This is a genomic window from Myceligenerans cantabricum, assembly GCF_054777735.1.
Map to the genome: position 1 here is coordinate 828,847 of NZ_BAAHAJ010000009.1, position 23,047 is coordinate 851,893.

A 23,047-nucleotide genomic window follows, 5' to 3' on the forward strand; every position below is an offset into this window, starting at 1 on the left:
CGTCCGACCTGGTGGAACCCGTTCTGGCTGGTCAGAGCCCCGGACGGATCGCCAGGACTCCCTTACCCAGGCGTCGCTGGGCGTACCTCAGCGTACCAATCCGTGTCGCATTCGTGTCAGGATTCGGAGCTTCGGGATCGAGATTCGGAGCGTGGCACGCATCGAGGCTCTGACCTGCGCAGATACCGGGTGGGCGTGGCGCTAATGGGTTCCTCACCTGGGGCTTCATGACGCCTGCCGCGCGGCACAGCCCGAAAGACGCCGAGTTAAGAGCCGCTCGTTCGCGTGGGCTCCGCGCCCAGCGTCCGGACCGGATGAGTCTTCAGCGTCGTCGGCAGAGGCAGGCGAGAGAGTCCGCCTCATGAACGACAGCTACCCCACGCGCACACGGGTCCCTAGAACGGCCCACTCCCCCTGGACCGCTTCGCACGGGTACGTTCGACGACCTTGCGAGCTCCGCTGTGATTCATCCGCCAGCGGGCGACGGCGAGGCTCACGTCAAAAACCAAGGCGGCACGTTCGTCGGTGGCGTTTGCTCGGGCGAGCCCCAAGGCGGCGTCGTAGGGGATAAGTATCTCACCGGAGAGCCAGTCGGCTTCGGCTTCCTGTTCGCCGCCAAGTCCACACTTCCTCTCGTCGGACAGCGAGAAGGCGAACTCGTGTTCAAGGACGACATGGGCGAGTTCGTGGCACATCGTCGTGCGCCTACGGGTTAACGGCTGAGCGTCGTTCTCAAGGATGACAACTCCTGTGCCGGTCGGGATCAGCGCGCCGGACAGCGTGCTTCCGTCCGCCTTCAGGAGGTGGTCTCGCGCTTCGCCCCCAAGCTCACTGAGCTGGACGACGGGAATGCCATACGCTGCTGCGAACGCATAGGGGTTGAACGGCGCGTGAGCATTGAGGCCGATCTCCTTCCGGAGCTCCAGCGCGAGGTGCTTCGCTTCGGTCTTGAATCCACGACGCACGGGTCATCCCTTGGCCCGCGCACGCTCGACGGTCAGACCGATCACCTGCTGCAGGTAGTTGATGTCGGTCTCGCTGAGGTCCTTCCTGGCGCGCAGAAGAGGCGCGAGTTGTGCCATGAGATCAGGTTCGCGTGCGTCGTTGACGATGTCGTTGCCGTCGCGTTTGAAGAACTGCTCGGCAGGGAGACGGAGCCACGCGATGATCGTCGCGAAGCCGTCCGTGTCGGGCTTTAGACCGTTACCGAGCCTGGAGAGCAGCGAGGGACTGACCCCGATCTCACCAGCGAGAGCCCGCCAGGACATCTGCCGCTCCTGACGCGCTGCATCCAGGGCTGAATACAGCGCGGCTGTGTTGATCGTCGTCTTGGCCATACGCTCAGTGTGTCAGATCCGCAACATCATGTCACGCTCGATACGCTGTGTTAGCATTGAAACGCAACGTCGAGTGTGGAACATGCGGTTGGGGGCGAGGGCCTCCGCGGGCAAGCACTGGGCGTAGCGCCATCGTGGGTGGTACACGACAGTCACTACCAGGATCGGAGGGCCTAATGGCTCACCTCAAGCAGCAGTTCAAGGATGCGCTGAGCTCGATCGAGCCCGGCGACGACAAGACCAACGCACCGGAAGCGCATCGGCTCGTTCGCGATGCCCTCGAAGCCGACTCGACGCTCGCGGAGTATGGCGTTAGCCCGGTGCTGATCGGCTCATACAAGCGCAACGTGTCGATCAAGCGGATCAAGGACGTCGACGTCTTCGTACGCCTGCCCGATCTCCCGGTCGACGTCACGTCCCGGGACATCCTGGACAGGTTCTTCAAGGTGCTGCACGCGGAATTCGGCGCCGATGCCGAAGGACACCGACGCACGAAGCGTCAGGACCGCAGTCTCCAGGTCTCCTTCCCAGAGTTCGACCTGTATGTCGACGCAGTGCCTGCCCGCCCGTACTGGGACGACGAGTCGTGGGAGATCCCGCAGAAGGGTGACTTGAACAAGTGGGTGCGCACCAACCCCGATGAGCTGACCTCGCTGTCGAGCGAGATGAACGCCGCCCATGACGACTTTTACGTACCGACGGTCAAGCTGCTGCGCCAGACCCGCCGTACCTTGCTGGGCGTCGGGAAGAAGCCTGGGGGGTTCTTCTTCGAGATGGCGACCTACCAGGCATTCGCGTCCGGCGCCGTGTCAGGAAACGATCAGGCGGAGTACTACGTCTCCGCAGTCCAGGAGGTCAGCACCATCGTCGACAACTTCGTGAGCTACGGCATCGGAGTGAACGACCCCACGCTGCCTGGGCAGACCATCCAGATCCGCGCAACCGACGACGAACTGGACGCCGCACGGACACGTTTCGCAGACGCCGCGGCCTCGGCCAAGGAAGCACTGGCCGAAGAGGACGAGGGCAAGGCCGCGCTGGCGTTCCGAAAGCTGCTCGGCAAGGACGGCGACGGAGACACCGTCCTTCCGATGCCACCCGGTTTCAACGAGAACGGCAGCAAGCGCGCAGCCGCGATCTCGGCCGGCGCCGGTGCGGTCCCGGCCGGCGCCAGGACCTTCGGGTGAGCATCGACAAGTTCGACGACTACGTTGCCTACTCGCGCCAGCACTTCGAAGAAGGCCTTGTCCGCGCCGGCTTCGTGGAAGCCGTCACCGGGTGGCAAGGTCCGATTCCGCACGCCGCCGGTACGACCTCGGTCCTCATCAGTCTGCCGGCCGGATTCCCGTTTCACCCCCCGCGGGTCACGCCGGTCGATCAGGATGCTGTGCCCTGGTCTTGGCATCGAGAGCTCAGCGGGGCGCTGTGCCTGGTCGCCGAGGACGATCACGAGGGCCTGTGGTGGACGGACGCCGCGGCGTTCCTCGAACACGTCACGGAGTGGTTCGAACGAGCCGATGCCGGATGGGAGGACGATCGTCCTGACCTCGACCTCGACAGGTACTTCCACACCTCCGAGGACACCCGCCTCTACGTCTACGACGACCTCGCAGCACACCGGAACAGCTTTGTCCGGTTCCACCCGTCGAGGAACGACACGATGCGGATCGGACTCGGAACCCGCCCCACGAAGCCTTCCAAGAACAAGAAGGATCGGTTCGGGTACGTCGTCGATCTCGGTGATGTCGGCGTGCCGCCACGGAACTGGGATGACCTCTCCGCCCTGATCGACCCCGCAGTAGACCGGAAGATCCGCCAGCACGTGATCACCGTCCTGGTCTTGCTCTTCCGACGGGGCGACCATGATGGCGCGGTCGTGGTGGAGGTGTGGCCAACCACCACCGGTGATATCGCGGTCAGACGGCTTCGCTCGGGCGCGGACACCAAGGCGGCCAGATCTGCACGCGCGGGCCTCCTTGCTCCCGAACTCAGTACGTGCCGAGTCGCAGTCGTTGGTGCCGGTGCTCTCGGCTCGTTCGTCGCGGACATGCTTGCACGATCCGGCGTGCGTCAGCTCACCCTCGTCGATGGCGACGTCGTCATGCCCGGCAACCTCGTCCGCCACCTGGTCGCCTCAGATACTGTCGGAATGGCGAAGGTTAAGGCCGTCAAGCAGCACCTCGTTGATCGCCATGACGTCCGGGCTGGCGATGTCGACGCGCGCAGTCTCGCCCTCACTTCTGGCGCCGACGCCATGGACCTGCTGCGCGAGCACGATCTCGTTGTGAACGCCACTGCCGACTTCGCCACGACCGCCTTGCTTCACACCGCCGCGGAATCGCTGGGGACGCACCTCCTCTCGACAGCGCTGCAGAACAGCGGCACGACGTATCGCATCGACGTCCTTCCGCCTCTCAACGAGGCGGCTGTGCTTCCTTCCTCGACGATCGACGTCGAGAGCGGGCCCGTGGAACTGTTCGAGGCCGGCTGCGGAAGCCCGATATCTCCGACGCCACCGCACGCGGTGATCGAAGCGGCAGCAGCAACGGTGCGTCACGCCGTTGGGCTGCTGGTGAAGAGTCCCCTACATCCGTCCGGGGAGGTACGGCATATGACGCCTGTCCCGAAGAGGGAACATTCGTGACTAGGCCATCGCCACGCATCGAGCTGCACTCCGATGCTGCACTCGACCTCATCGCCTCCGAGACCGCGCAGCGTTGGCCCAGAGAAGCAGGCGGCATCCTTCTCGGCTACCGGGAAGACAACACCGTAGTCGTCACACATGCCCTGGTCATCGACGGACAACCGGCGACCACTGATCGGTACATCCGCGACGACGTCAAAGCCAACGCACTACTGGCCGACTTCCTAGCCACCCGAGCCGACGACGATCCAACGGGCTATGTCGGTGAGTGGCACAGTCATTCTGCGCCCACTGCGCCAAGCCCGACAGATCTCGCTGCCATGCGCGCCATCGCCAGGACCAGCGAGAACCCGATCGCGCTGCTGGTCCATGTCCCTAGCCACACCGCCCCTTTCTTCGGCCTGGTCGCTCAACGGCAACGATTGGGACGCGTCACGACGAAGAACGCGACGGTCTCGCTCCCACCACCAAGGTTTCAGCGGCTGCGCCCGTTACCGGCGGATGCCGTCCGGGGCGACGGGCCGGTGTTCATCTCCTACCGGCAGTCAGACGGCAGCAGACAGGCTGAGTCACTCGAGCACCTGCTCCGAGCCGCTGGTCTCGTCGTCTGGAGAGACCACACCGACCTGCGCCCCGGCACGACGACCGATCGCCTCGAACAGGCCCTCACCCAAGGACTGTCTGCTGCCGTACTCGTCGTGACGCCCGAGATCGCCTACAGCAACATCGTCCGAGAACGTGAACTACCGCGGCTGCTACAACTCGACGACGACGCTGCTTTCAGCCTGTGCATCGCGAACACGATCGCCAGGACTGGCAGCAGTTCATCGTGCGACTACGCCGCCCCGGACAGGCTCCTCAGACTCACCCCCGCACGCAAGCTCGCCGACAAGAAGCAAAGCAACATGCTCGACGCTGCAGGCGAGACCGAGATCGTTCGCGACCTGCTTATGCACCGAGTAGAGCAACTCGCCAGCGATATCCGCAGCACCAGGCGCCCCTTCACCATCCGCATCCAAACTAGGCCGACCCCGTTTGCAGCCGATGCAGACGACAACGACCTGCACATCCGCATCAACTCCGCCGAGGACGGACGCCTCCCTTCACCTGTCGGGCTCAGGCTGCTCCAGACCACGCTGCCTCTCATCAGTGACGCCGTCTATGCCGCCGGCACGCGAACCGTCCGGGTGTCTGGCGGGGCCCATCTCTCCGTAGCTCTCGCGCTTGGAACAGCTCTGCCCGAAACCAAGATCGGAAACATCGAGGTCGTCGACGTCCGCGAGGAGCCGTGGAAGTCCACCCCAAGCAGCGACGACCCGTTCATCAGCAAGCTGCATACCGAGCCGGCCCCTGTCGTCCGCGCGCCAGCGCCCGGCAGCCACGACCGGGTTGCCGTCTTCGTGAGCCTGACACCTGAGCCCGATCGCACAGCGTTCAAGCGGCTCATCCGTGATTCCGTCGACGGATTCACCGCGGCAGCGCTCATAACCCTCGACAGCCCGAACCGCATCGACTCGCGAGAGGCCCCGCGACTCAGTGCGGAGGTCGCACGCGAGATCAGGCGCCTTGGCGCCGCCGATGGACGTGCAGAGATGCACCTGGCGTTCCACGGCCCATACCCAATGGCCGTTCTCGTCGGGCGCCATCTCAACACCCTACGAACGGTCGTCTACGAGTGGGACAACTCGATTGGCGATGTCGCCAGCTACAGGCCAGCGCTCACCGTCGAGCCCGGCGTCACCGGCGGACCGATCACCGAAGTTCTCCTCGATCAGTAGCACAGTAATCAGCGCCAACAACCACTGGGTCGCCGGAAATCAGGTTCAGCGGTTTCGGCGGAAGCGGACTGCCAGCGCTGGCGCGAGCTCGCCCTTCTTCAAAGGGTATGCCTCTGCCACGTAGCGGTACTTTCCGTGGCAACGCCACCTCGATAGGTTTGCGCTTCAGACTCTGCCACGGCATGGCCTTATCGACGCCCCCTCTTGCGCTTCGCGGCACGCTCTGCGGCTCGACGACGTTGCGTCATCTGCGCTCGCGTCTCCATGTCGCTGGGCGTCTGAAGCGACGCGACCCACTCGGCAAGGATGTCCGGTTCCACCTCGGTCTGCCCCGAGTCGTATGACGCACCGATGAGCTCACCGGTTGGTTCGTCGTACACGAAGGAAGCACCGCGTTTAAAGCCGAGTTGGTGTTTCTTCGCCACCATGTAGGCGTGGGCGCGTTGGACGACCTTCTCGCCGTCCATGGCCTCGGGGCGCGTCATCCACACAAGCAGCCAGCCGTCCTGCTTGTTGAAGCCCCAGGGGATGGCAATGCTCCTTGGCTTGCCGTTCGGAGCCGGATTGCTGGTCAGCTTGACCGGATAGGCCGCCAGTTGCCGTTGGGCGTCCGACGAACCCTCAAGGAGCGTCGCCCCCATACTGAGCCACCCGAAGACCCCGTTCTCTTGGAGCCAGTCGATGAGCGGGACTAGCGGCGAGGGAACCATGCGCGGCTTGGGTACGGTGTCATCGACATTTGCTCCCGCTGGAGGGTGGAGCGAGTAGTACCACGCATCGAGTTCGTCTGTGTGGCTCGTGACGAGTCCAGGGGTCTGTTTCTTATAGCGGCGCACGTCGGCGGTGCGAGGCTGACCAAGCCACGGCATCTCCCGTACGGCCACTGCGGGGTCGGGTTCGACGTAGAGCCCCATCCGGAAGAAGAGCAGGAAGAGGTCCAACTCATCGACGGCCATGAACATTTCTGTTGCCAGAGGGTCGGTGCGGCGGCGCATGTATAGAAGGAACTCAGCCGGGCGATCGACGAGTTGCGCGATGAGGTCGAGGTCGTTGAGGGAGACCGTCCAAGGAATGTTGTCCGCCTGGAGAAGTCCTGCGCCGACCAACCTGGCGGTTGCTGTGCCAATGGCTGGCATGTCGTCGAGGCTCGTGACGACAGAGTGGACTTCGCGGACGTCGGAGAGGTCGAGCCACGTCCCGTCACGGAGACGCAGACCGTGATCGCCGACGATCCGCTGCTTCATTCGCCCGGCCTGCTCCGCTCCCTTCGTGATCGCAGCCGCAAGGTTGCGGCGGAGCGGGTTCAGTTCGCCAGTTCTTGAGCGGTCGCTGAGGGGAACGGCCTTGTCTTCGACGATGAACGCGACATCGTGGAAGATGAACAGGTGATCGCCTTCGACGAGCTTTGTGTAGTCCGTGGGGCTACCCACTGCCTCGGACGCATCCGCGGGCACGAAGTACTCGACGCCGTGGTGCTCGGAGATCCCAGGGACAAGCTTGCGGAAGAGATCCGCGATGCGTCCCTCCAGGTACTTCCCCCTATGGGCTGCATATGTGTCCCAATGAGCCGTGCCCTTCAGGGCATCTTCGAGGCCCGACTTCACCGCATCAGCGATGAGCGCGGGGTGGACGGTCATCACTAGGTCGTCTCGAGAGACGAGGGGGTGTGCGCGCAGCGGTGAATTGCCGTCCAGGTGGGTCCGCATGGCTGCACCTACCCCGTTGGGCGGGGCGGGTGCAGTGAAGAACTCAGCTATCTTGGTGCCTACCGCCGCTGACAGCCCCGCTCGGGCTGCAACGTCAGCGACAGAAGCGCCTGCCTGGACAGCGGACGGGTTGAAGAAGCCACTGAGCCCGTCGATTGCAGAGCGCTTCTCCCCATCCGTCGGGACATGCTCCGAGCTCATGTCGATCGAGTTGAAGGCGTCAGCGAGACCTTGTCCTCGCGCGTTGAACTGGTCCACCTGCATCTGATGGCAAATGTTGAGAAATAACAACGCATCTGCTACGCCAAATCCCAGGACGCTTCGTATCCCAGCGTCGACATCCTCCGCGCCAAACAACCCCCGGAGTGCCTCGTCGTGCATGTCGGGGTAGGAGGTTCCTCGCATCCAGCGGCCGTTACCACGAACAGCGGCGGCCACTCGTGCCATGTCGTCGAGATTATCGGCCGCGAGCATGTCGCGAACTCCGGCTAGATTAAGGACCTCATAGGCAAGGGGGATCAATTGCTCACCGATTACGCCGCACAGGTCCTGGTCAACGCGCTTGGCATCGTGCCCCCCATCCAGTTCAGACGCTGCGCAGAGGAGTGCGATAGCCATGATCTCGGAAATAGCAGGGCCGCTCTGCGCGTCGGCCGACGGCATGACGCCCACAGGGACGAACGGTAGGGTCACCATCCGGATCACCTCAAGCGTCCCCAGCGGGTCGTAGCCAGCAAGTCCCTTCACAAGCTGCTTCGCTGCGTCGTTGATGCGCTTCTCAACCTCAGCCTGAGGTGCGGTTGCCTTCAAGACGTCCGCCAGCAACTCAGCCGTATTGAAGGCACCGTCGAGCACGATCTCGACGTGCTGGTCCACGCGCCCGACCGGGGGCCTGGAGCCACGTGCCTTCTTCCGCCGGTTCCGTGAGGACTTGGATGCCATCAGAACGGATCTTCCCCTTAGCCCGACGCTTTGCCCGATCTCCGTTTTGGAAGCTGCTCCTTCGGTTCGGCGAGCCTCGCACAATTGCGGGAGCAACGTAGGCCACATGAGGGATGCTATGTGTTTCCGCCAAGCCTGACCAGGATGAAATCCCAGTCCAGAGGCCACTTGTGTTCCGCGTGCGTAGCGCGAGTAGGAGGCCGGGGCAGCCGGCGGGCCGGCTCCTACAGGCTCGGCCCGGTTGTCTCCTGTTGGGCGTTCGACGCTCTCAGCATTGCACGTTGATCCAGCACGGACCGGGAGTCTTCGCGAACTCGTCCAACGGCAGCCGGGGTACCTGCTGCGACGAACTGCGGCTGGTGCCTGTGAGCTGAGGTCTTCGTCGCCCGGCGAAGCCGAGCAGAGAGCGCGGCGCAGGGGTTGTCCGCATCGAGTAGCGTCCGCCGCCCGGCCAGCCTCGGCAGAAGCCGTTCGACGTCCCAGCCGCAAGCCTCGGCGCGGCGCAGCTCACGGCGCAAGGCATCGAACGATGTCGCGCGGCTCGTGTCGAGACCCGCTCCGCCGCCGAGTCGGCCGCCGTCAGGCTGCAGGTGGGCTTGAGCCTCCTCGTGCGTGAAGCCTCCGGCGACCAGCGCGGCAGCCACGACGCGGGCCCAGCGGGGTCGCTGGGCGACGTCGGTGATGTGGTCGTACTCGGCGATCAACCGTGCCCGGCCGGTCCACGTCTCGCGTTCGGCCTCGGCGGCCTGGTGGGCGGAGAGTTCGGCGCCGCGGTGCTGCAGGACGCCATAGAGGGTTGCCTGGTAGGAGACCGTGTCGTCGGGGCCGGTGTGGTTGGCGTCGGGTCGGTCGGTCGCGATGTAGGCGAAGTTGCCTGCCCGGCCGCGGGTCACGGCGACGTACAGGTTCTCCCGGGTGGTGGTCACGGTGAGCAGGGCGTGCGTGGTGTCGACGGTCATGCCTTGGGCGCGGTGTGCGGTGACCGCGTACCCGAGGTCCAGGTGCGCCGCCACGTACGCGGCGGGCAGCATGACGGTGTCCGCGAGCCGTTTCGTGCCGCCGACGTCGACGCGTCGTACATCCAGGGATCCGTCGCGGTGGACGGCGGTGACCTGCCAGCGGTCGCCGTTGCGGACGAACCCGCCGGTGACCAGGTCCCGGACTGTGGTGAGCTGGCGCCGGTTCTTGCGGGTGATGACCAGGTCACCGGCCGAGCCTTCGAGGCCGTCGGCGAGCCGCACGGCGCGTCCGGCATCCGTCTGCCCGGCCAGGATCCGGTCGGCGCGAGCACGCTGGTTCAGCTCGCGGACCGTCTCGGCAGCCTCCGCGATCAGGAGTGTCGCCGTGCCGCCTGTGAGGTCGTGCTGCCAGGCAGTGTAGGCGTCGTCGATCATCGTCTCGGTCTCGCCGCCACGCAGGCGCCCGTGCTTGTCATAGGTGTCGATGACGTTCGTGTCGCCGTCGCGCAGCTGGAGGCTTGCCGTCCTCTCCCACGGGTTGGCGAACCGGTGCACCTCGGTCAGCTCGGCGACGACGGCGCCCCCGTCCGCCGTCGCGGTGCGGCGGTGTTCGACGAGTAGGTCGAAGGCGCCGCCGGCGTCGACGGACTGGAGTTGGGCGGGGTCACCGACGAGCACGACCTTCGCGCCGGCCGCGGCGGCGAGACCGGTGATCTGGTCGAGGGTGGCGGTGTCGGCCAGGGCGGCCTCGTCGATGATCACGAGTTGGTTCTTCGTAAACGCAGCACGGCCGTGGCCGTGCTCGTGGAGCCATTTGGCGGTGTTCTCCGCTCGTAGCCGCAGTTCGCTCGACAGCACCGACGCGGCGGCGGCCGACGGCGCCAGGGCAACGACGGACGCCTTGCCGAACCGAGCGGCCCAGGTGCGGCGCAGCGCGCGCAGGGTGGTGGTCTTCCCGGCGCCGGCGGGCCCGACCAGCAGGTCCACACGGCGCCCGGAGGCGACGAGCTGCTGGACGGCGCGCCGCTGCTGCGGGCTGAGCAGCCTCCCGTCGCGGCCAACGGCCTTCGGGACGGTGCGAAGGTCCAGTCGCGCGGCCGTGGGGTCGTCGCTGAGCGCCAGGACCCGGTCCTCGGCCTCCAGGGTCCGGGTGCTGGTAAACAGCGTGTGGTGGCGGGGAAGCAGCCGCGAAGTTCCGTCCTCACGCTGCAACGCGGCCGGCGTGACCGCCACCTCGGGCGGCGTGAGCGCGACAGCGTGCGCCTCGGCCTGCGCGACGATCGCGGCAATGACCTGTTCCCGGTCAGCGGCTGTCTGCAGGCGCCAGCCCATGGTCTGCCGATTGGCCTCAGCCCACAGGTTCCAGTGCGTGAACGTCGTCTTCTTCGCCGCGACACTGTGGAACGTCGCGACGGCAGCGCGCTCGACGGCGTCGGCCGGAACCTTGTCAGCGGCGAACTCGCGCACCGTCCGCGTGCTGGTGAGGCCGCGGACCAGAGCGGCCGGATCGTCGTCCGACGCCCCGAGGTTCGAAAGGACTCGCGCGGCACGGGCCCGCCAACCCACCGTAAGATCCGCGAGCGAGTGGATCTGCTTCTCCGGGCGGGTCTGCAAGGTCGCCTGAGCGCGAAGCTTGATGACCGTCGTCTTGGACGGACGACGGCCGTGCGTCGCGATGTACTGGGCGATGAGGCGGTCCTTGGCCTGGTTGATCGCGTGCGACCGGGTCGAGAACTCCTCGATCAGTTCCTCGCCGATACCCGCGATCTCCCACTGCGGATTGCGCTCGCGGCCCCGTTCGCGCAACTCCCATGAGAGACCGAACGTGCCGGAGAGGCGGTCCATGAGCAGCGCGTCGTACTGCTCCGAGGCGGCCACAAGCGCACGGTGTAGGGCTCTGGAGTCCAGGCTCCGCCACAGGCCGTCCGAGACAGCCTTGACCTTGTTCGACACGACGGCATGCGTGTGCAGCTGCGGGTCGTTCGAGCGGGAATCGTAATGGTCATACGCCGTCACGATCAGGCCGTGCACGTCCTCCTGACAGATCCCGCCAGACCCCGTACGGGTCGCTGCGACCTCACGCTCAAGGAAGTCGATGACCTCCCCCATCGCCGCATGATGGGCGCCTGCGATCAGGGCCTGGGTGCCCGCGTCGGCCAGGGCCCACAGCACCGAGACCGACTTCGGAACCGAGAACGTCAGATCGAACCCGGCCACCGCGGACTTCGGGCCCACCTTGCGCTCCTCGGCGTGGATCCTCGCGGCGGCTGACGCGCGTTCCTCGTCGGTGAGGTCCGCGGGCAGGGCCTCGATCCGCGCCGCGATGCGCTCCGGCACGGTCGCGAACTGCTGGTAAGCGCGCCCCAGAGACTGGCCGGTAACCGGGTCGCGCCCGGTTCCGAGCAGCCGGGCGAGCTGCTGCTCGGTGACCTGGTCACCGACGCCGACCCGCGCTCCATCGGCCCCGAGCTGAGCTACACCCTTGCCCAGCCACCGCCCCGGAGGCGTACCAGGGTTCGCGTAGTAGCGCGTCAACGCATCGACTGCGGTGAGGTCGCCGTCGCCTTGGACGACCGAGCACAGCAGGTACTTGTAGCCGCTCCCAGCCGACATGACCCGCATCGAGACCGTCATGCAACCAGGTGCGTTCACACCGTCATCACCGAGCCGGACCAGTCCGTATCGCCGGACCGCAGGCCCATTCGATGCGGAGCCCGCCATCAAGGACATGTCGACGGGGAGGCGAGATCCTTCAACAAGTGATCAGCGATTCAGACCGGTATATTCCGGTACATGTCGGATTGGATCGAGTACACGTCGCGGTGGCACGACACGTGGGAGATTGTCGGTGCCATCGCGTCAACGATCGGATCCGCGGCTACCGTGGGAGCCGTTGTGGTCGCGCTGCTGCTTGGCCGACAGGAGGCTCGCGCCCGCGCTGAGGCGCAAGAAGCGGAGCTCGACCGGCTTCGCCAGGAACGCGATGAAGCTCGGGCCGAGCGCGATAGGGCGGAAGAGGCCACGCTCAGACGAGAACGCGAAGCCCAGGCACGCCGAGTCGTCGTCCAAGACGTCATGACCGTCACGAAGGGCAACACGGAAGCGAATGAGGTCGAGGCTGGAGTCCACAACTTCTCGGACATGCCCGTCTTCGATCTAGCGCTCTTCTGCCCGTCCCAACGCCGCCAGCCAAATCGCGGCCCTCAGGTTGACGCCCTTCCTCCCGGCGGGTCACGTTCACACAGTTTCCGAGGCGTTGATTCGACAAGCGTGTCGTACGTGACGTTTCGTGATGCCTTCGGTCTTGGCTGGGAACGCCGCGCGGACGGAAGCCTGCGTGAGTTGAGCGTAGCTCCGCGAGCACGACAGTTCATCTGGCCGGAGGAGACCGAGCCTGAGCTCGTGGCGCCCAGCGAGAGACCCAACGGCTGAGGAGCAACCTCATCCCCCCCGGCGGTCGGTACGCCCTCGCCTGCAGCTGCTCGACGACTGGTGCCACCTCGTATTCGAGGTGAGTGAATGCTGTCCGGGTCCTCCGGCTGGCGGTTCGCGGGAGGCGGGGCCGTCGTCGCCGGCTCAGCCGCCTATGCTCGCGGGATGTTCGAGTTCGAGGTGCAGAGCTGGCGGAGGGTTCGGGTGCGGCTCGGGTCCTGGCACTTTCGGACGTGGCGTTCGTACTGGATGCGTCTGCCGAAGGGGTACCGGTCGCCCGAGACGGTCTACGAGGTCGTCCTGCTCGCCGAGGACGACAACGTGGTCGCGCAGATGGGCGCGTTCTTCGATCTGCAGACCGCTGAGGCGTGCCTGGCCCGATACGAGCCGGAGGTCCGGGAGCGGATGGCGATCAACTACGTCGGTGTCCACTCCCGGCTCGAGGACTGGGAGTTCGACCTGTAGCGACCCATTAATCCGCGACCCAGATCAGGCCTCACACGTCTACTCAGAGTGAACTCGCCCCCGTTTAGCGTCGCGTGCCAGACGTGTCGGGCAGGTGAGGGTAGGCGGAAGGGCGAGGCAGTGAGCTGGGTGGGATGGAGGAGCTGAGGCGGGGTGGTAGGCAGGATCGGGACGGAGGGACGTGGGGCGGGAGTCAGAGCGAGTGGTAGGGCAGCGGGATGGGCGACGGGCGGAATGGCGAAGTGGTCAGCGGATGGAGCCACAGCGGCTGCGGGCACGCCGGGTGGAGTTCGACATTTGTTCGGCAGCACCGCATTCCGCTGGCTGAACCGCCTCGGGTTCGTTGGAGAGTTTGGAGTGGCTCAATGCCTGGCGAGGACGCATCAGTCATATCAGCAGCGCAGTTGAACCCCACAGCGTCATTGGCCTGGCAGTCGCCGTGCGAGGGCTGGGATCTGTTGGATCTTGGCCGCGGGCATCTCTGCCCAGGTTATGCCCGCAGGGCGCTTGCGCTCTGAGCACTGGATGACCTGGGTGGGCGTGACGATCAGGTCGACGTGGAAGTCGTGCGTCGTCTCGGGGATCGGCTCGTCCACGATCTGGAGGTCGTGGACGGTGGTCACTATGACGGTGTCGGGCCCGATGAGTCCGGCTGACGCGAGCAAGGCTGCCTCGATGTCCGAGTAGCCGGCTCCCTTCCCAATGCGGGCTCCGGTACGGGAGGCAGCGACACTGCTGGTCACGATCAGGTCGACGGGCTGCATCTGGTCGACGTCGACCCGTGGGGCGATCTGCGCGGCCTGGCGCCGGTCTGCTGCCACGTCGGCCGGGACTGACAGCGCGGCGGCGTCGAGCACGTAGAACGGTTCGGTCTCGGCCAGCTTCGGCACCGCCATGTACAACAGCTTTCCTGCCGTGAGCGCACGGGCCCGCACGGGCTGCTGCGCGGCATCAGGGACTGCCTTGACGACCGCAGCGTTGCGCCATTCCGCCAGAGTCGCGAGCCGCTCGGCCGCCTGATCTGCGCCGATGAAGTCGGGGATGCGACCGTGCGTATCGCCCTTGACTGCGCCCGCCCGCTCCAGGCGGTCCCACACCATCGTGCGGATGTCCTGCTTGGCGCGGGCGAGCACGTCGGCGTTCATGGTCTCCTCCAAGATCAAGTACTGATGAGGGAGTACAGCCTTTCACGCACGTCCTGGACGTCATTGACCATGCGCCACGGCTGTAGTTCGCGGCCCGCCTGGAACGCGATCGTCATCCCACCGCCGCCTTGGTTCGCCTCAACCAGATCGATTGCCTCATGGAGCACGGTCGCGGCCTCGTCTGGCAGCCCCTGGCGGATGAGCGCGAGCGAGATGTTTCCCGTCACGATAGCTCGCGACTTTGAGCCCGCGCCCAACTGCGTCCTTGCCTCTTCAAGGATCGGCTGCGCGCGCGAGCCGTCTCCGAGCGAGAGGTAGCAGGACCCAGCGAGCCGGTCGAACGTCGCGGGCGAGAACCACGCAGAGGCGGGATCGTCGTCCACCGTTCGCCCGAGTCGTGTCTCGGCGGCTGCGAGCGACCGCTCAGTTTCGCGGCGCTTACCGAGCATCGCGAAGCTCTCGGCGGCATGGAGCAGACCGAGCCCGGTGAGGACGTTGCTCGAACGCTCAGCCAGTTCAGCAGACTGTTGCGCCAGCTGGAGCGCAGCAGCTGGATCCTTGTCGCTGTAGAGCGACAGATAGCAGCTTCGCAGCAACGCGCCCGCCTGTGTCACGGGGTCGCCGACACGGTGTGCGGCAGCGATAGCCCGGTTGAAGTACTGGCGTGGGCTCCGTGACTCCTTGCGCTGCGAGGCATCCCAGACCACCTTGCCCATGAAGATAGCGGCCTTCGCTTCGATCGAGTCGACGTCGCGTGCGGGCGAGCCTGCCTCTCGGGCCGCCGCGACGCGAGCGAGCATGTCGGCTGCATCAGCGAGCAGCACCGCCGACGCCTCGGTGTCGTACCGCGTCTCGATGGTGTCGAGGTACGCGCCGAGTACGACGATGTTCGGCTCAGCGGATTCGACCGTCGCGGAATGTGCCTCCGCCACCACCAGCAGGTCCGCGAGTTCTGCCGGATCTGCCTGGAGGGCTTGGGCCAGCATGGGTCGTAGCCACGGAGTCGGCTCGACGCTGCCGTACTCCCAGCGGGCAACGGTCGAGCGGTCGACCTGAAGTTGTTCCGCCAGCGTCTCTTGCGTGAACCCCAGCATCTTTCGACGCGCGGCGAGCAGTTGGCGGCGCGTCCGCCCACTTCCTGTCATCACACCGCCCCCTTGATTCATGGCGTTTCCCCAGGTCAACCGTCTGGTGCAACAACGGTGCAACAAGCCTGCCGCAAAGGGTCCCTGGGAGCGACCCTCCGCGCCGCGTTCCATGGATACGGAGCGCCGTTGACAGTACGCCAACCGCTCTGGATGTCGCCGCCCGGCGGCGTTCTGGCCCGCCCTGACAGGGCACATACGGGAGGTCGAGATGCAGGACACGCTCAGCTACGAAACGCCTGTGGTCGCGGACCTCGGTTCGGTGGCCGAGGTGACCCTCGGCAAGTACGCCGAGGACTCGCAGGACGAGGGTCGCTACTTCGAGTGATCCATCCATGGGAGCGGGGTCGACCGGATCGGCCGTCCCCGCTCCCTGTGCGGGAGAGGAGCAAGGCAATGGTGTGGTTGGCTGGTGCATCTACCTCGATCCAGGGGCCATACGACGCACGTTTGCTATGGGGTGGCCCTCGACCGGTCTGGGCCGTCGATGAGCCGCAGCGGTCGGCGGTAACGGCTCGCACCGTCGAGGATGGCACCTACCGTCTCGGCGTCGTCGGGGATGTCTGGCTGACGGGCGACGAGATGGCCCATGGCCTGGCACTCGTTCGCCAGGGTGACTGGCGGGCGCTCACCCGCTGGGCGGGCTCCTACTGGGTCGTCGCGGACAATGGCACGCGCACGATCGTCCTCACCGACCTGTGCGGGCAGCGCCCGGTGTACTACGCCCAGCTGGGCAAGGCCGCGGTCTGGGCGACCCAGGCCAAACCGCTCGCTGCGCTCGTCGGAGCACCCGTCGACCACAGCGCCATCCTCCGGCGACTGGTGACACCCACACTTGGCGACTTGGTCGGCGCCGAGACGACGTTTACCGGAGTGACGCGGGTACCAGGCGGTCACGCACTCACAGTCACGGCCGGCTCGTCTCGCATCGACCGCTACGAACCTGAGACGCAGGACGCAACGTTCCCGGAAGCCACCACGATGCTCCGCGACGCGCTGACCACCGCCGTCGATATCCGGGCCGCCAGCAGCTTCGGCCCGCTCACGGCTGATTTCTCCGGCGGCCTCGATTCCACCACGGTGGCATTGCTGGCCGCGCAGGCCGGTCAGGACGTACTGGGTGTCACGCTCGCTGATCGCCTGAGCCCGAATGACGACGTCCCCTACGCGGTGCTGGCAGCCACAGCCGAGCCACGTATCACGCACCACGTGGTGTCGCCCGACCCGACTCCGGCGTTCTTCGACGACCTCCTTGACGCCCCGGCCACCGATCAGCCGCACTCCGACGCGGCGCGCTGGGCACGCAAGTGGTCGTACCAGCGTCATGCCACGGCGGCAGGCAGCACGCTCCACCTCACCGGATCGGGCGGTGACCTGTTGCTTGCCGCCCCGGCGACCTGCTTGGCCGACCTGGCTGCGCGCGGCAGTCACCTTGCCCTCTGGCGCGCTGCCATCGCCCGGGCTCGGCTCCGGCACCACCCGGTCTACCGCGTCATGCAGACGGCCCACCGGCTATCCCGGCAGTCCTACAGCGCCGCGCTGCAGGAGCTGAGCCAGACGATCCGCTCGGCCGAGCGGTCATCCCTGCCGCGACGCCAGCCGGCGTGGTTCACGCCGACAGGTGTCGCTGCATGGCTCACGCGTGATGCGCGCCATGACCTGAGCGCCGCGATTGCCGACCTGGCCGAGCAGTCTCGCGACGCCGTTGAGCCGCTGAGTGGCCGCCGAGCGTGGGGCGAGGTGCGCGAGTTCGGCACCTATCAGGCAGAGCTCAACGCGCAGGCCGGTTCACTGGGGCTGCGGCTGCAAGCACCGTTCCTGGACAACGAAGTCGTCCGCGCGTGTATGGCGCTGCCCGTCCATCTCCACAACGACCCGCACCGGCAGAAGCCGCTGCTCGCAGCGGCGCTGCGCGGGCTCGCCCCGGACGTCGTCCTCGATCGACGGACAAAGGGCGTCTACGGCGCGGCCGGCTATATCGGCGTCGCGCGGAACATCGACGCCATCCGGAGTCTGGTCGAAACCTCGGAACTGGTCGCCACCGGCCTGCTTGATGGCACCGCGCTGGCCCATGACCTGACGCTGGCCGCCGCCGGTATTCCAACGCGCTTTGCCGCACTCGAGTCAGTGGTGACGACCGAGCTGTGGCTCAGTCAGCACCGCCCCGACGCACGCACACCACGCTGGGAGATGGCTGCTCATGCGTACTGAACCGCTGACACACCTGCGCCCTGCCCGCCATGTCCGAGCGACGATCACGGACCATGGCGGCATGGTGCTCGACCTCCGCGGCCGTGGACGCTGGCACGCCCTCAGCCCGGTCGCATGTCTCTGGTGGCAGTACCTCGGCGCTGGCCTGACCGTTGCTGAGACCGCCGACCTCGTCGCCGCCCGCTACAGCGTCGCCCGAGAGCGCACCCGGTCCGATGGCGACGAACTGGTGCGTGACTTGCACGAGCGCGGTCTACTTGTCGCGTCGCGCCGCCCGCGAAAGGAGCGCCCCTTGTGAGCATCCCGATGGCAACCCAGGTGGCGCCAGTTCGGCCGGCGCTCGGCCTGTCCGTGGCCGCCGTTGCCGGGCTCGCGGCAGCGGTCCTCATGCTGCGTCTCCTCCCGCTTCGTACCGTGCTCACCCTCGCCGCACTCGTCAAGTCCCTGGCACCACGACGCGCTACCCGCGCCGAAGCAGCGAACGCCATCGCCGCTCGCAACTGGGCCGCCTCCCACTACCCAGGAAGGGCAACATGCCTGGACCTGTCCCTCGCAGCGCTGCTCACCACCGCGTTCCGCGCACTCTGTGTCGACTGGTGCATCGGCTGCCGCTTCAACCCCAGCGAGTCTCACGCCTGGATCGAGGCTGACGACGGCCCAGTCGGTGAAGACAACCTGTTCGACGATCCGTTCATCGTCACCGTCCGCATCTGAACGCCCACGAGAGGAACCTCCCACCGATGAACACCAGCACCGCCTCAACGGTTGCCGAAGCTGCCCGCTCCATCCCCGCTGAGTTCTACCACGGCGCAGACGGCAAGGCTGTACGACCCTGTACCCCATCGCGTGTCACGCTGCGCCACCTCCGCATGCTCGACGTCCACCCCGGCATGCGTGTCCTGGAGATCGGCACCGGCTCCGGCTACTCGGCTGCCCTTCTCTCGCAGCTCGTCGGCCCGAGCGGCACGGTCGTCACCGTTGACATCTCGGCCGATCTGTCCGAACGCGCGGCCCGCCTGTTCGCGGAACATGGCCATCCAGCACGCGCCGTCCACGGCGACGGACTACTTGGCTGGCCCGAGGACGGACCCTATGACCGCATCTTTGTCGGCACGACACCGCCGACTATCCCGGCCGCATGGTTCGACCAGCTGGCGCCCGGCGGTGTGCTCATCACCGGCTGCCTGCTGTCGACACTGCCGGGCGCCTACGCCGTCGCTCACATCAACAAGGTAGGCGACGACGCATTCGACGTGCTCGTGGATGCCGGGGGCTACACGCCCACGATCGGGGACGAGAAGCCCCGAGCCACCACCTACGTCAGAGCCAACGACGACCCCCGCTTCGAGCTGGCGACAAACGCGGCGCTCGAGCCCGACACGGCCAGCGCCCTGCTCGACGCCCTCCGCATCGGCAAGGCCGAACAGTGGGTCACCAGCCCAGGCGAGTTCCTTCACTTCAAGAACTGGCTCTTCGCGCTCAACTCCGAAGGACTGCTCGTCGCCACGACCGAACTCGGTCCGGGCATCGGACTCGGCTCCCTGGGCGGCGAGCCCGACGCCGCATTCGTCACCGAGTCTCACATCGTCAAGCGCCCCACCCAATCCGACGCCGCGGAACGACTGAGCGCCCTCATTGCCCAATGGCGCACCGCCGGCTCCCCGTACACCCACGAGCTTCCCGCACACATCGCCCGCACACGCGACGGCTACGCCGTCGTGATCCAGGTAGACGGCTGACGGGCGCGACATGCTTGCGTGGATCTCTGCTGTACTCGGCGCGACCAAGGCGCGACGCCCTCCGGACCGTTGCTACTGCCACTGCGTTCGTTTCGCGAGTGGTCAGCACTGCATGAGCGCGACGGCAGACTGCCACGGCCCGGAGAGGCGTCCGCGCTCCGCGACATGTTCGGCACGGACGCCTCCCATCTGCGCCTCCTACCAGGACAGGCCCCCCGCCTACCTCGTCTGGGAAGGCTGACGGAGTTCAGGCCGCAAAGCCCGCCTCCGCGAGCAGGGCGTCCCGGTTCGCCAGCACGAACTCCTTGAGCGCAGCCGGCTTGAGGTCGATGGCCACAAGGGAGTCGTCGCTCAGCGGCACGTAGTCCAGGTCGTAGCCGCCACGCTCGGGCTTGCTGAACTCCGACCCGTACCGCTCGGTCAGGTTCAACGACGTCAACCGCGCAATGAAGAAGTACTGGATCGCCACACCCGCATCCGTGAGATCCGACGAGACGAACACCTGCTGGTACCCGCCGGCCGTCGCGCCAAGTTCCTCAGCCAGCTCACGGCGCAGGGCATCCTCGACCGTGGCGTCCGCCTCCTCGACGCCGCCGCCGGGCGACGTCCAATACGGCGCCTGCCCCGGCTTGGTCCGCTTGATCAGGACCAGCCGGCCGTCGTCGTCGATCACAATCCCCCGGGCTCCCCGACGCCCGACCTGGATCCCCACAGCAGCGCTCATCCGTCGTCTCCATCTCCTTGTACGAGCGGCGTCACCGACCCTGACATCGGCAAACCACCACGCTAGCGACCACAACATGCCTGCGCGCCCGGGCGTACATGGACGGTTCGACGCGTGTTCAGCAGGTCTGGCTGTTCAGGGCCAGGTGATCGTGAGGCGTCCGTGCGGCCGCTCGACGGTGGTCATCCGGCTCGGCCGTGACCGGCAGATGTTCGAGCGGGACGTCGTCGCCGACGTCCGGGCGTCCTCCGGCTCATGCAGATGCGCCATTGAGCAACGGTGGCGACGCTGGGGCGGTTCTGACCTGCGCCGACGGGTTCTGCGCCGTTTCTTGACGCGGTTTCTCCATGCGGTTTCGGCCGGTTCCAGGTGCCAGCGTGGCGGACACGGACTTCCGTCAGCCAGCTGAGACCGGCCGCCGCACTCGTGCCGTGGTCACGATCGAAGGATCGGGCAATTCGACCATCGTGGGTTCTGTTGATTCAACATCCCCGGAGAAGCCGGGCGAAGAACCTCGCCTCAGTCTCGTTCTCGCCTTCGTGCGCCTGCGCCGACCGACGCTCGGCGCTTCGACGGCCGCTCCGATCACGCCGTCACGAACGAACCGAAGCGCGGCAGAGCGGTGAGCCCGACACCGCTGTTGCGGCCGTGACCTCGAATGAGACCACGGCCGCACCCGTGAGGGAATCAGCCCGCGCCCGCGGCAGCGCCGCTCAGCCCGGAGGCTGTCCGCTACACGACGCGAAGGTGCCCGCGGGCGCGCCGCGACGTGATCGGGACGTCCGCCGCAGTTGCCCCGCCCTGGACGACGTCGGGGGCCGAGGACTCAACGAGCCCCTGGAGCACCGCCGCGGCCGTGCGCGCGATGGTGCGCACCGGGAGGTGTGCGATAGGTATGGCGTGTCTACCAGACCTGCGCACTCATGCCCGGCAGGATGGCCGATATGAGGTCGACCGAGGACCGTCCGTGGGACACGCCGAGCGGACGCAGTAGAAGACGTTGTTGCACGACGTTGGCCGGCGGGCGGGACGCCGGGTCGGCGTGCGACCTAGCATCGCATCGGTCGCAACGGTTCGCGGACTGATCCGCATGGAGTTCGTGACCACACTCGTCGGCGTCCTGCTCGGCGCTGGCCTAACTTGGCTGGTCGGACACGGGCAGCGACGATCGGTCAGGCGTCGAGAATCCGCCTACCTATCGATACGAATCGTAGTCGCACTGGATGAGCTCGTGGTTGGATGTGCCCGCGCTGTCGGTACCGGGCCTTACGGCGATGATCACGAGCCGAGTTTTCCATTGCCGACGGAACTCCGTCTTCCGACCGACGGAAACTGGGAATCGCTGGACCCCCGCGAAACGGCAGAGTCGATGCGACTGGCTGCGTACGTTGGTCACGCCTTCGAATCAGTCCGCATTTCGGGATGGTACGACCCGGAGAGTGGGAGCGACCAAGCCGACGACCTGTATACGGCCATCGCGCTCCGTGCGGACCGGCTCGCCACTGATTTGCGGAAGAAATACAAAATATCGGAGCGCGATCTCCCCAACAACTGGGACCCGCTTGAACAGATTCTTGCCGTTCGAGGCAGGATAAATGAGCGGGCTACTCGGTGAGTTCTAGCCATAGCGGGCGGTGGTCGCTGAGAGACGCTTCTATGTCTGTCAAACCGGGAGGGCGATGGCGTTTTCCCTGGTCAGGATTCTGTGGATTGCGGGTGAGGTAGAGCTTGACCTGTCGGCGGACCTCGCGGTGGTTAAAGCCTTCTGCGGTGCGTTTGGGCACGTAAGAGCGGGTCTCGTCATGGATGCGCATGCGAACGAGGCGGCGATGCGCAGGGCATTGTTCAGGTGGCGGTCGCCTCCGCGGTCCAGGCGATGGCGCTCGGCGTGGCTCCGACTCTGTGCGTCAGGTCACCGAACGCATGCACATTCCACGTCCCGATCAGCAGACTCTTGGCCGCCTTGGCTGGGATCTCGGCGTCGAGTGGGCGCACATCCGGTCGACGTCACTGGTGACGTTACCCGGAACTGGTCCGGGCGGTGGTGCGGCGCTCGTGGTCATGCCACGCTCCCCAACGCGGCTCAGGGCCGGTTAGATGAATTCGAGACGCCTGAATAGCACCTCGGGGCGACTATCCGTCGCCCCGGCTCCCAGAGCATCCCGGGCTGGCCACTCCCCCACGCCGGGGCCGAGGTGCGCTGCTCCATCTGCCTGGCACCTGTTGCGCCTGCTCACTTTGGGTAGCCTTCCGAGCCGGACGCAGAGTCCAGGCACGGCCGTGGGCTGCCGTAGCCGCTGCTCTGCGCGGTCGCCGGGTCGGAGCTCCCGGGTGACAAGACTGATCAAGAGCCGCATCCTGAATGCAGGTCATGTGCCCATGCCGCGACCGCCGGGACGGGACCACCGAGAGGTCAAACGATGCCTGTCGCACCACAACCCGATGACGCCGCTACCCAGATCATCGCCATCGGGAAGCGTCTGCTGCCCAAACTCCCGCACCTAATCGGCGACGCGGCCGTGCCCATGGCACGTGAGCTGAGTGCCCTGCTCAAGATCGCAGACCAGGGCACACCTCGTGTCGCCGAAGCTATCGTGACCGTGCTGAAGAGCAACCCGACCACGCGCTCGGAACTCTCCACGCTCCTGGGCAAGGATCCCGAGGCTCTTCGTGACCTGATCTCCGGACTGCCCGGGATTCCGCACGGTGCACCAGCAAGGGTTTATGAATGCCCGAGATGCTCGTACACCTGGCCGATCTATGAGGAAGGCGAGCCCGTGCCCCCTTGCCCCAACGGCCACGGCAGACTCGGCTGAGGGT

At 66.3% G+C, this 23,047-nt stretch carries 20 protein-coding genes; 11 read left to right on the forward strand and 9 right to left on the reverse strand.

The genetic code is table 11. The features are described 5' to 3' along the window. Window positions 1-395: 395 nt before the first annotated feature. On the reverse strand, window positions 396-965 hold the full coding sequence (locus ACYU96_RS12905; protein ID WP_460753880.1) for an ImmA/IrrE family metallo-endopeptidase: 570 nt from the start codon (window positions 963-965) through the stop codon (window positions 396-398). Window positions 966-968: 3 nt separating this feature from the next. After that, complete coding sequence (locus ACYU96_RS12910; protein ID WP_460753883.1) at window positions 969-1,337, reverse strand: transcriptional regulator; 369 nt, start codon at window positions 1,335-1,337, stop codon at window positions 969-971. A 176-nt stretch (window positions 1,338-1,513) separates the two neighbouring features. On the opposite strand from ACYU96_RS12910, the gene ACYU96_RS12915 reads away from it, so the two are divergent. Genes ACYU96_RS12915 through ACYU96_RS12925 form a run of 3 tightly spaced genes read left to right on the forward strand, consistent with a single transcriptional unit; the run spans window position 1,514 to window position 5,759 of the window. Then, complete coding sequence (locus tag ACYU96_RS12915) at window positions 1,514-2,524, forward strand: SMODS domain-containing nucleotidyltransferase (protein WP_460753885.1); 1,011 nt, start codon at window positions 1,514-1,516, stop codon at window positions 2,522-2,524. Then, the gene (locus ACYU96_RS12920; RefSeq protein WP_460753888.1) at window positions 2,521-3,981 is read left to right on the forward strand and encodes a HesA/MoeB/ThiF family protein; all 1,461 of its coding nucleotides are present in this window, start codon (window positions 2,521-2,523) and stop codon (window positions 3,979-3,981) included. Before ACYU96_RS12915 ends, ACYU96_RS12920 begins: the two co-directional genes overlap by 4 nt. Then, window positions 3,978-5,759, forward strand: a complete 1,782-nt coding sequence (locus ACYU96_RS12925) for an SAVED domain-containing protein (RefSeq protein ID WP_460753891.1) — start codon at window positions 3,978-3,980, stop codon at window positions 5,757-5,759. The genes ACYU96_RS12920 and ACYU96_RS12925 overlap by 4 nt, the downstream gene beginning before the upstream one ends. Window positions 5,760-5,947: 188 nt before the next feature. Here ACYU96_RS12925 and ACYU96_RS12930 read toward each other — a convergent pair whose 3' ends face one another. The 3 genes from ACYU96_RS12930 to ACYU96_RS12940 all read right to left on the reverse strand — a co-directional run bounded on the left by ACYU96_RS12930 (window position 5,948) and on the right by ACYU96_RS12940 (window position 12,495). Beyond that, window positions 5,948-8,341 (reverse strand): hypothetical protein, encoded by a 2,394-nt coding sequence (locus ACYU96_RS12930; protein WP_460753893.1) that lies wholly within the window; start codon window positions 8,339-8,341, stop codon window positions 5,948-5,950. 290 nt (window positions 8,342-8,631) lie between these two features. Further along, window positions 8,632-11,979 (reverse strand): MobF family relaxase, encoded by a 3,348-nt coding sequence (mobF, locus tag ACYU96_RS12935; protein ID WP_460753896.1) that lies wholly within the window; start codon window positions 11,977-11,979, stop codon window positions 8,632-8,634. 246 nt (window positions 11,980-12,225) lie between these two features. Continuing rightward, window positions 12,226-12,495 carry a hypothetical protein gene (locus tag ACYU96_RS12940; protein WP_460753899.1) on the reverse strand — a complete coding sequence of 90 codons (270 nt, stop codon included), beginning with the start codon at window positions 12,493-12,495 and terminating at the stop codon, window positions 12,226-12,228. A 468-nt stretch (window positions 12,496-12,963) separates the two neighbouring features. Between ACYU96_RS12940 and ACYU96_RS12945 the strand changes: the two genes are divergently transcribed. Continuing rightward, the gene (locus ACYU96_RS12945; protein ID WP_460753902.1) at window positions 12,964-13,263 is read left to right on the forward strand and encodes a hypothetical protein; all 300 of its coding nucleotides are present in this window, start codon (window positions 12,964-12,966) and stop codon (window positions 13,261-13,263) included. 419 nt (window positions 13,264-13,682) lie between these two features. Here ACYU96_RS12945 and ACYU96_RS12950 read toward each other — a convergent pair whose 3' ends face one another. Next, window positions 13,683-14,408, reverse strand: coding sequence for a 5-formyltetrahydrofolate cyclo-ligase (locus tag ACYU96_RS12950; protein ID WP_460753905.1), 726 nt, complete (start codon window positions 14,406-14,408; stop codon window positions 13,683-13,685). A gap of 14 nt (window positions 14,409-14,422) precedes the next feature. Then, the gene (locus tag ACYU96_RS12955) at window positions 14,423-15,574 is read right to left on the reverse strand and encodes a helix-turn-helix domain-containing protein (protein ID WP_460753908.1); all 1,152 of its coding nucleotides are present in this window, start codon (window positions 15,572-15,574) and stop codon (window positions 14,423-14,425) included. 190 nt (window positions 15,575-15,764) lie between these two features. Between ACYU96_RS12955 and ACYU96_RS12960 the strand changes: the two genes are divergently transcribed. The 5 genes from ACYU96_RS12960 (at window position 15,765) to ACYU96_RS12980 (ending at window position 19,503) form a co-directional block, all read left to right on the forward strand. Then, window positions 15,765-15,881 carry a lasso RiPP family leader peptide-containing protein gene (locus ACYU96_RS12960; protein ID WP_460753911.1) on the forward strand — a complete coding sequence of 39 codons (117 nt, stop codon included), beginning with the start codon at window positions 15,765-15,767 and terminating at the stop codon, window positions 15,879-15,881. A 68-nt stretch (window positions 15,882-15,949) separates the two neighbouring features. Next, window positions 15,950-17,764, forward strand: a complete 1,815-nt coding sequence (locus ACYU96_RS12965; protein WP_460753914.1) for an albusnodin/ikarugamycin family macrolactam cyclase — start codon at window positions 15,950-15,952, stop codon at window positions 17,762-17,764. 61 nt (window positions 17,765-17,825) lie between these two features. Beyond that, window positions 17,826-18,062: a PqqD family protein gene (locus ACYU96_RS12970; protein WP_460753917.1), complete on the forward strand. Its 237-nt coding sequence runs from the start codon at window positions 17,826-17,828 to the stop codon at window positions 18,060-18,062. Next, window positions 18,059-18,478 carry a lasso peptide biosynthesis B2 protein gene (locus ACYU96_RS12975; protein ID WP_460753919.1) on the forward strand — a complete coding sequence of 140 codons (420 nt, stop codon included), beginning with the start codon at window positions 18,059-18,061 and terminating at the stop codon, window positions 18,476-18,478. Before ACYU96_RS12970 ends, ACYU96_RS12975 begins: the two co-directional genes overlap by 4 nt. Before the next feature lie 26 nt (window positions 18,479-18,504). Continuing rightward, window positions 18,505-19,503: a protein-L-isoaspartate O-methyltransferase family protein gene (locus ACYU96_RS12980; protein ID WP_460753922.1), complete on the forward strand. Its 999-nt coding sequence runs from the start codon at window positions 18,505-18,507 to the stop codon at window positions 19,501-19,503. 247 nt (window positions 19,504-19,750) lie between these two features. On the opposite strand, the gene ACYU96_RS12985 is transcribed toward ACYU96_RS12980, so the two are convergent. Beyond that, on the reverse strand, window positions 19,751-20,305 hold the full coding sequence (locus ACYU96_RS12985; protein WP_460753925.1) for an NUDIX domain-containing protein: 555 nt from the start codon (window positions 20,303-20,305) through the stop codon (window positions 19,751-19,753). 57 nt (window positions 20,306-20,362) lie between these two features. Continuing rightward, complete coding sequence (locus tag ACYU96_RS12990; RefSeq protein ID WP_460753927.1) at window positions 20,363-20,497, reverse strand: hypothetical protein; 135 nt, start codon at window positions 20,495-20,497, stop codon at window positions 20,363-20,365. An 820-nt stretch (window positions 20,498-21,317) separates the two neighbouring features. Between ACYU96_RS12990 and ACYU96_RS12995 the strand changes: the two genes are divergently transcribed. After that, complete coding sequence (locus tag ACYU96_RS12995) at window positions 21,318-21,842, forward strand: hypothetical protein (protein WP_460753929.1); 525 nt, start codon at window positions 21,318-21,320, stop codon at window positions 21,840-21,842. Window positions 21,843-22,647: 805 nt separating this feature from the next. Beyond that, window positions 22,648-23,043, forward strand: coding sequence for a hypothetical protein (locus ACYU96_RS13000; RefSeq protein WP_460753932.1), 396 nt, complete (start codon window positions 22,648-22,650; stop codon window positions 23,041-23,043). Window positions 23,044-23,047 lie beyond the last annotated feature (4 nt).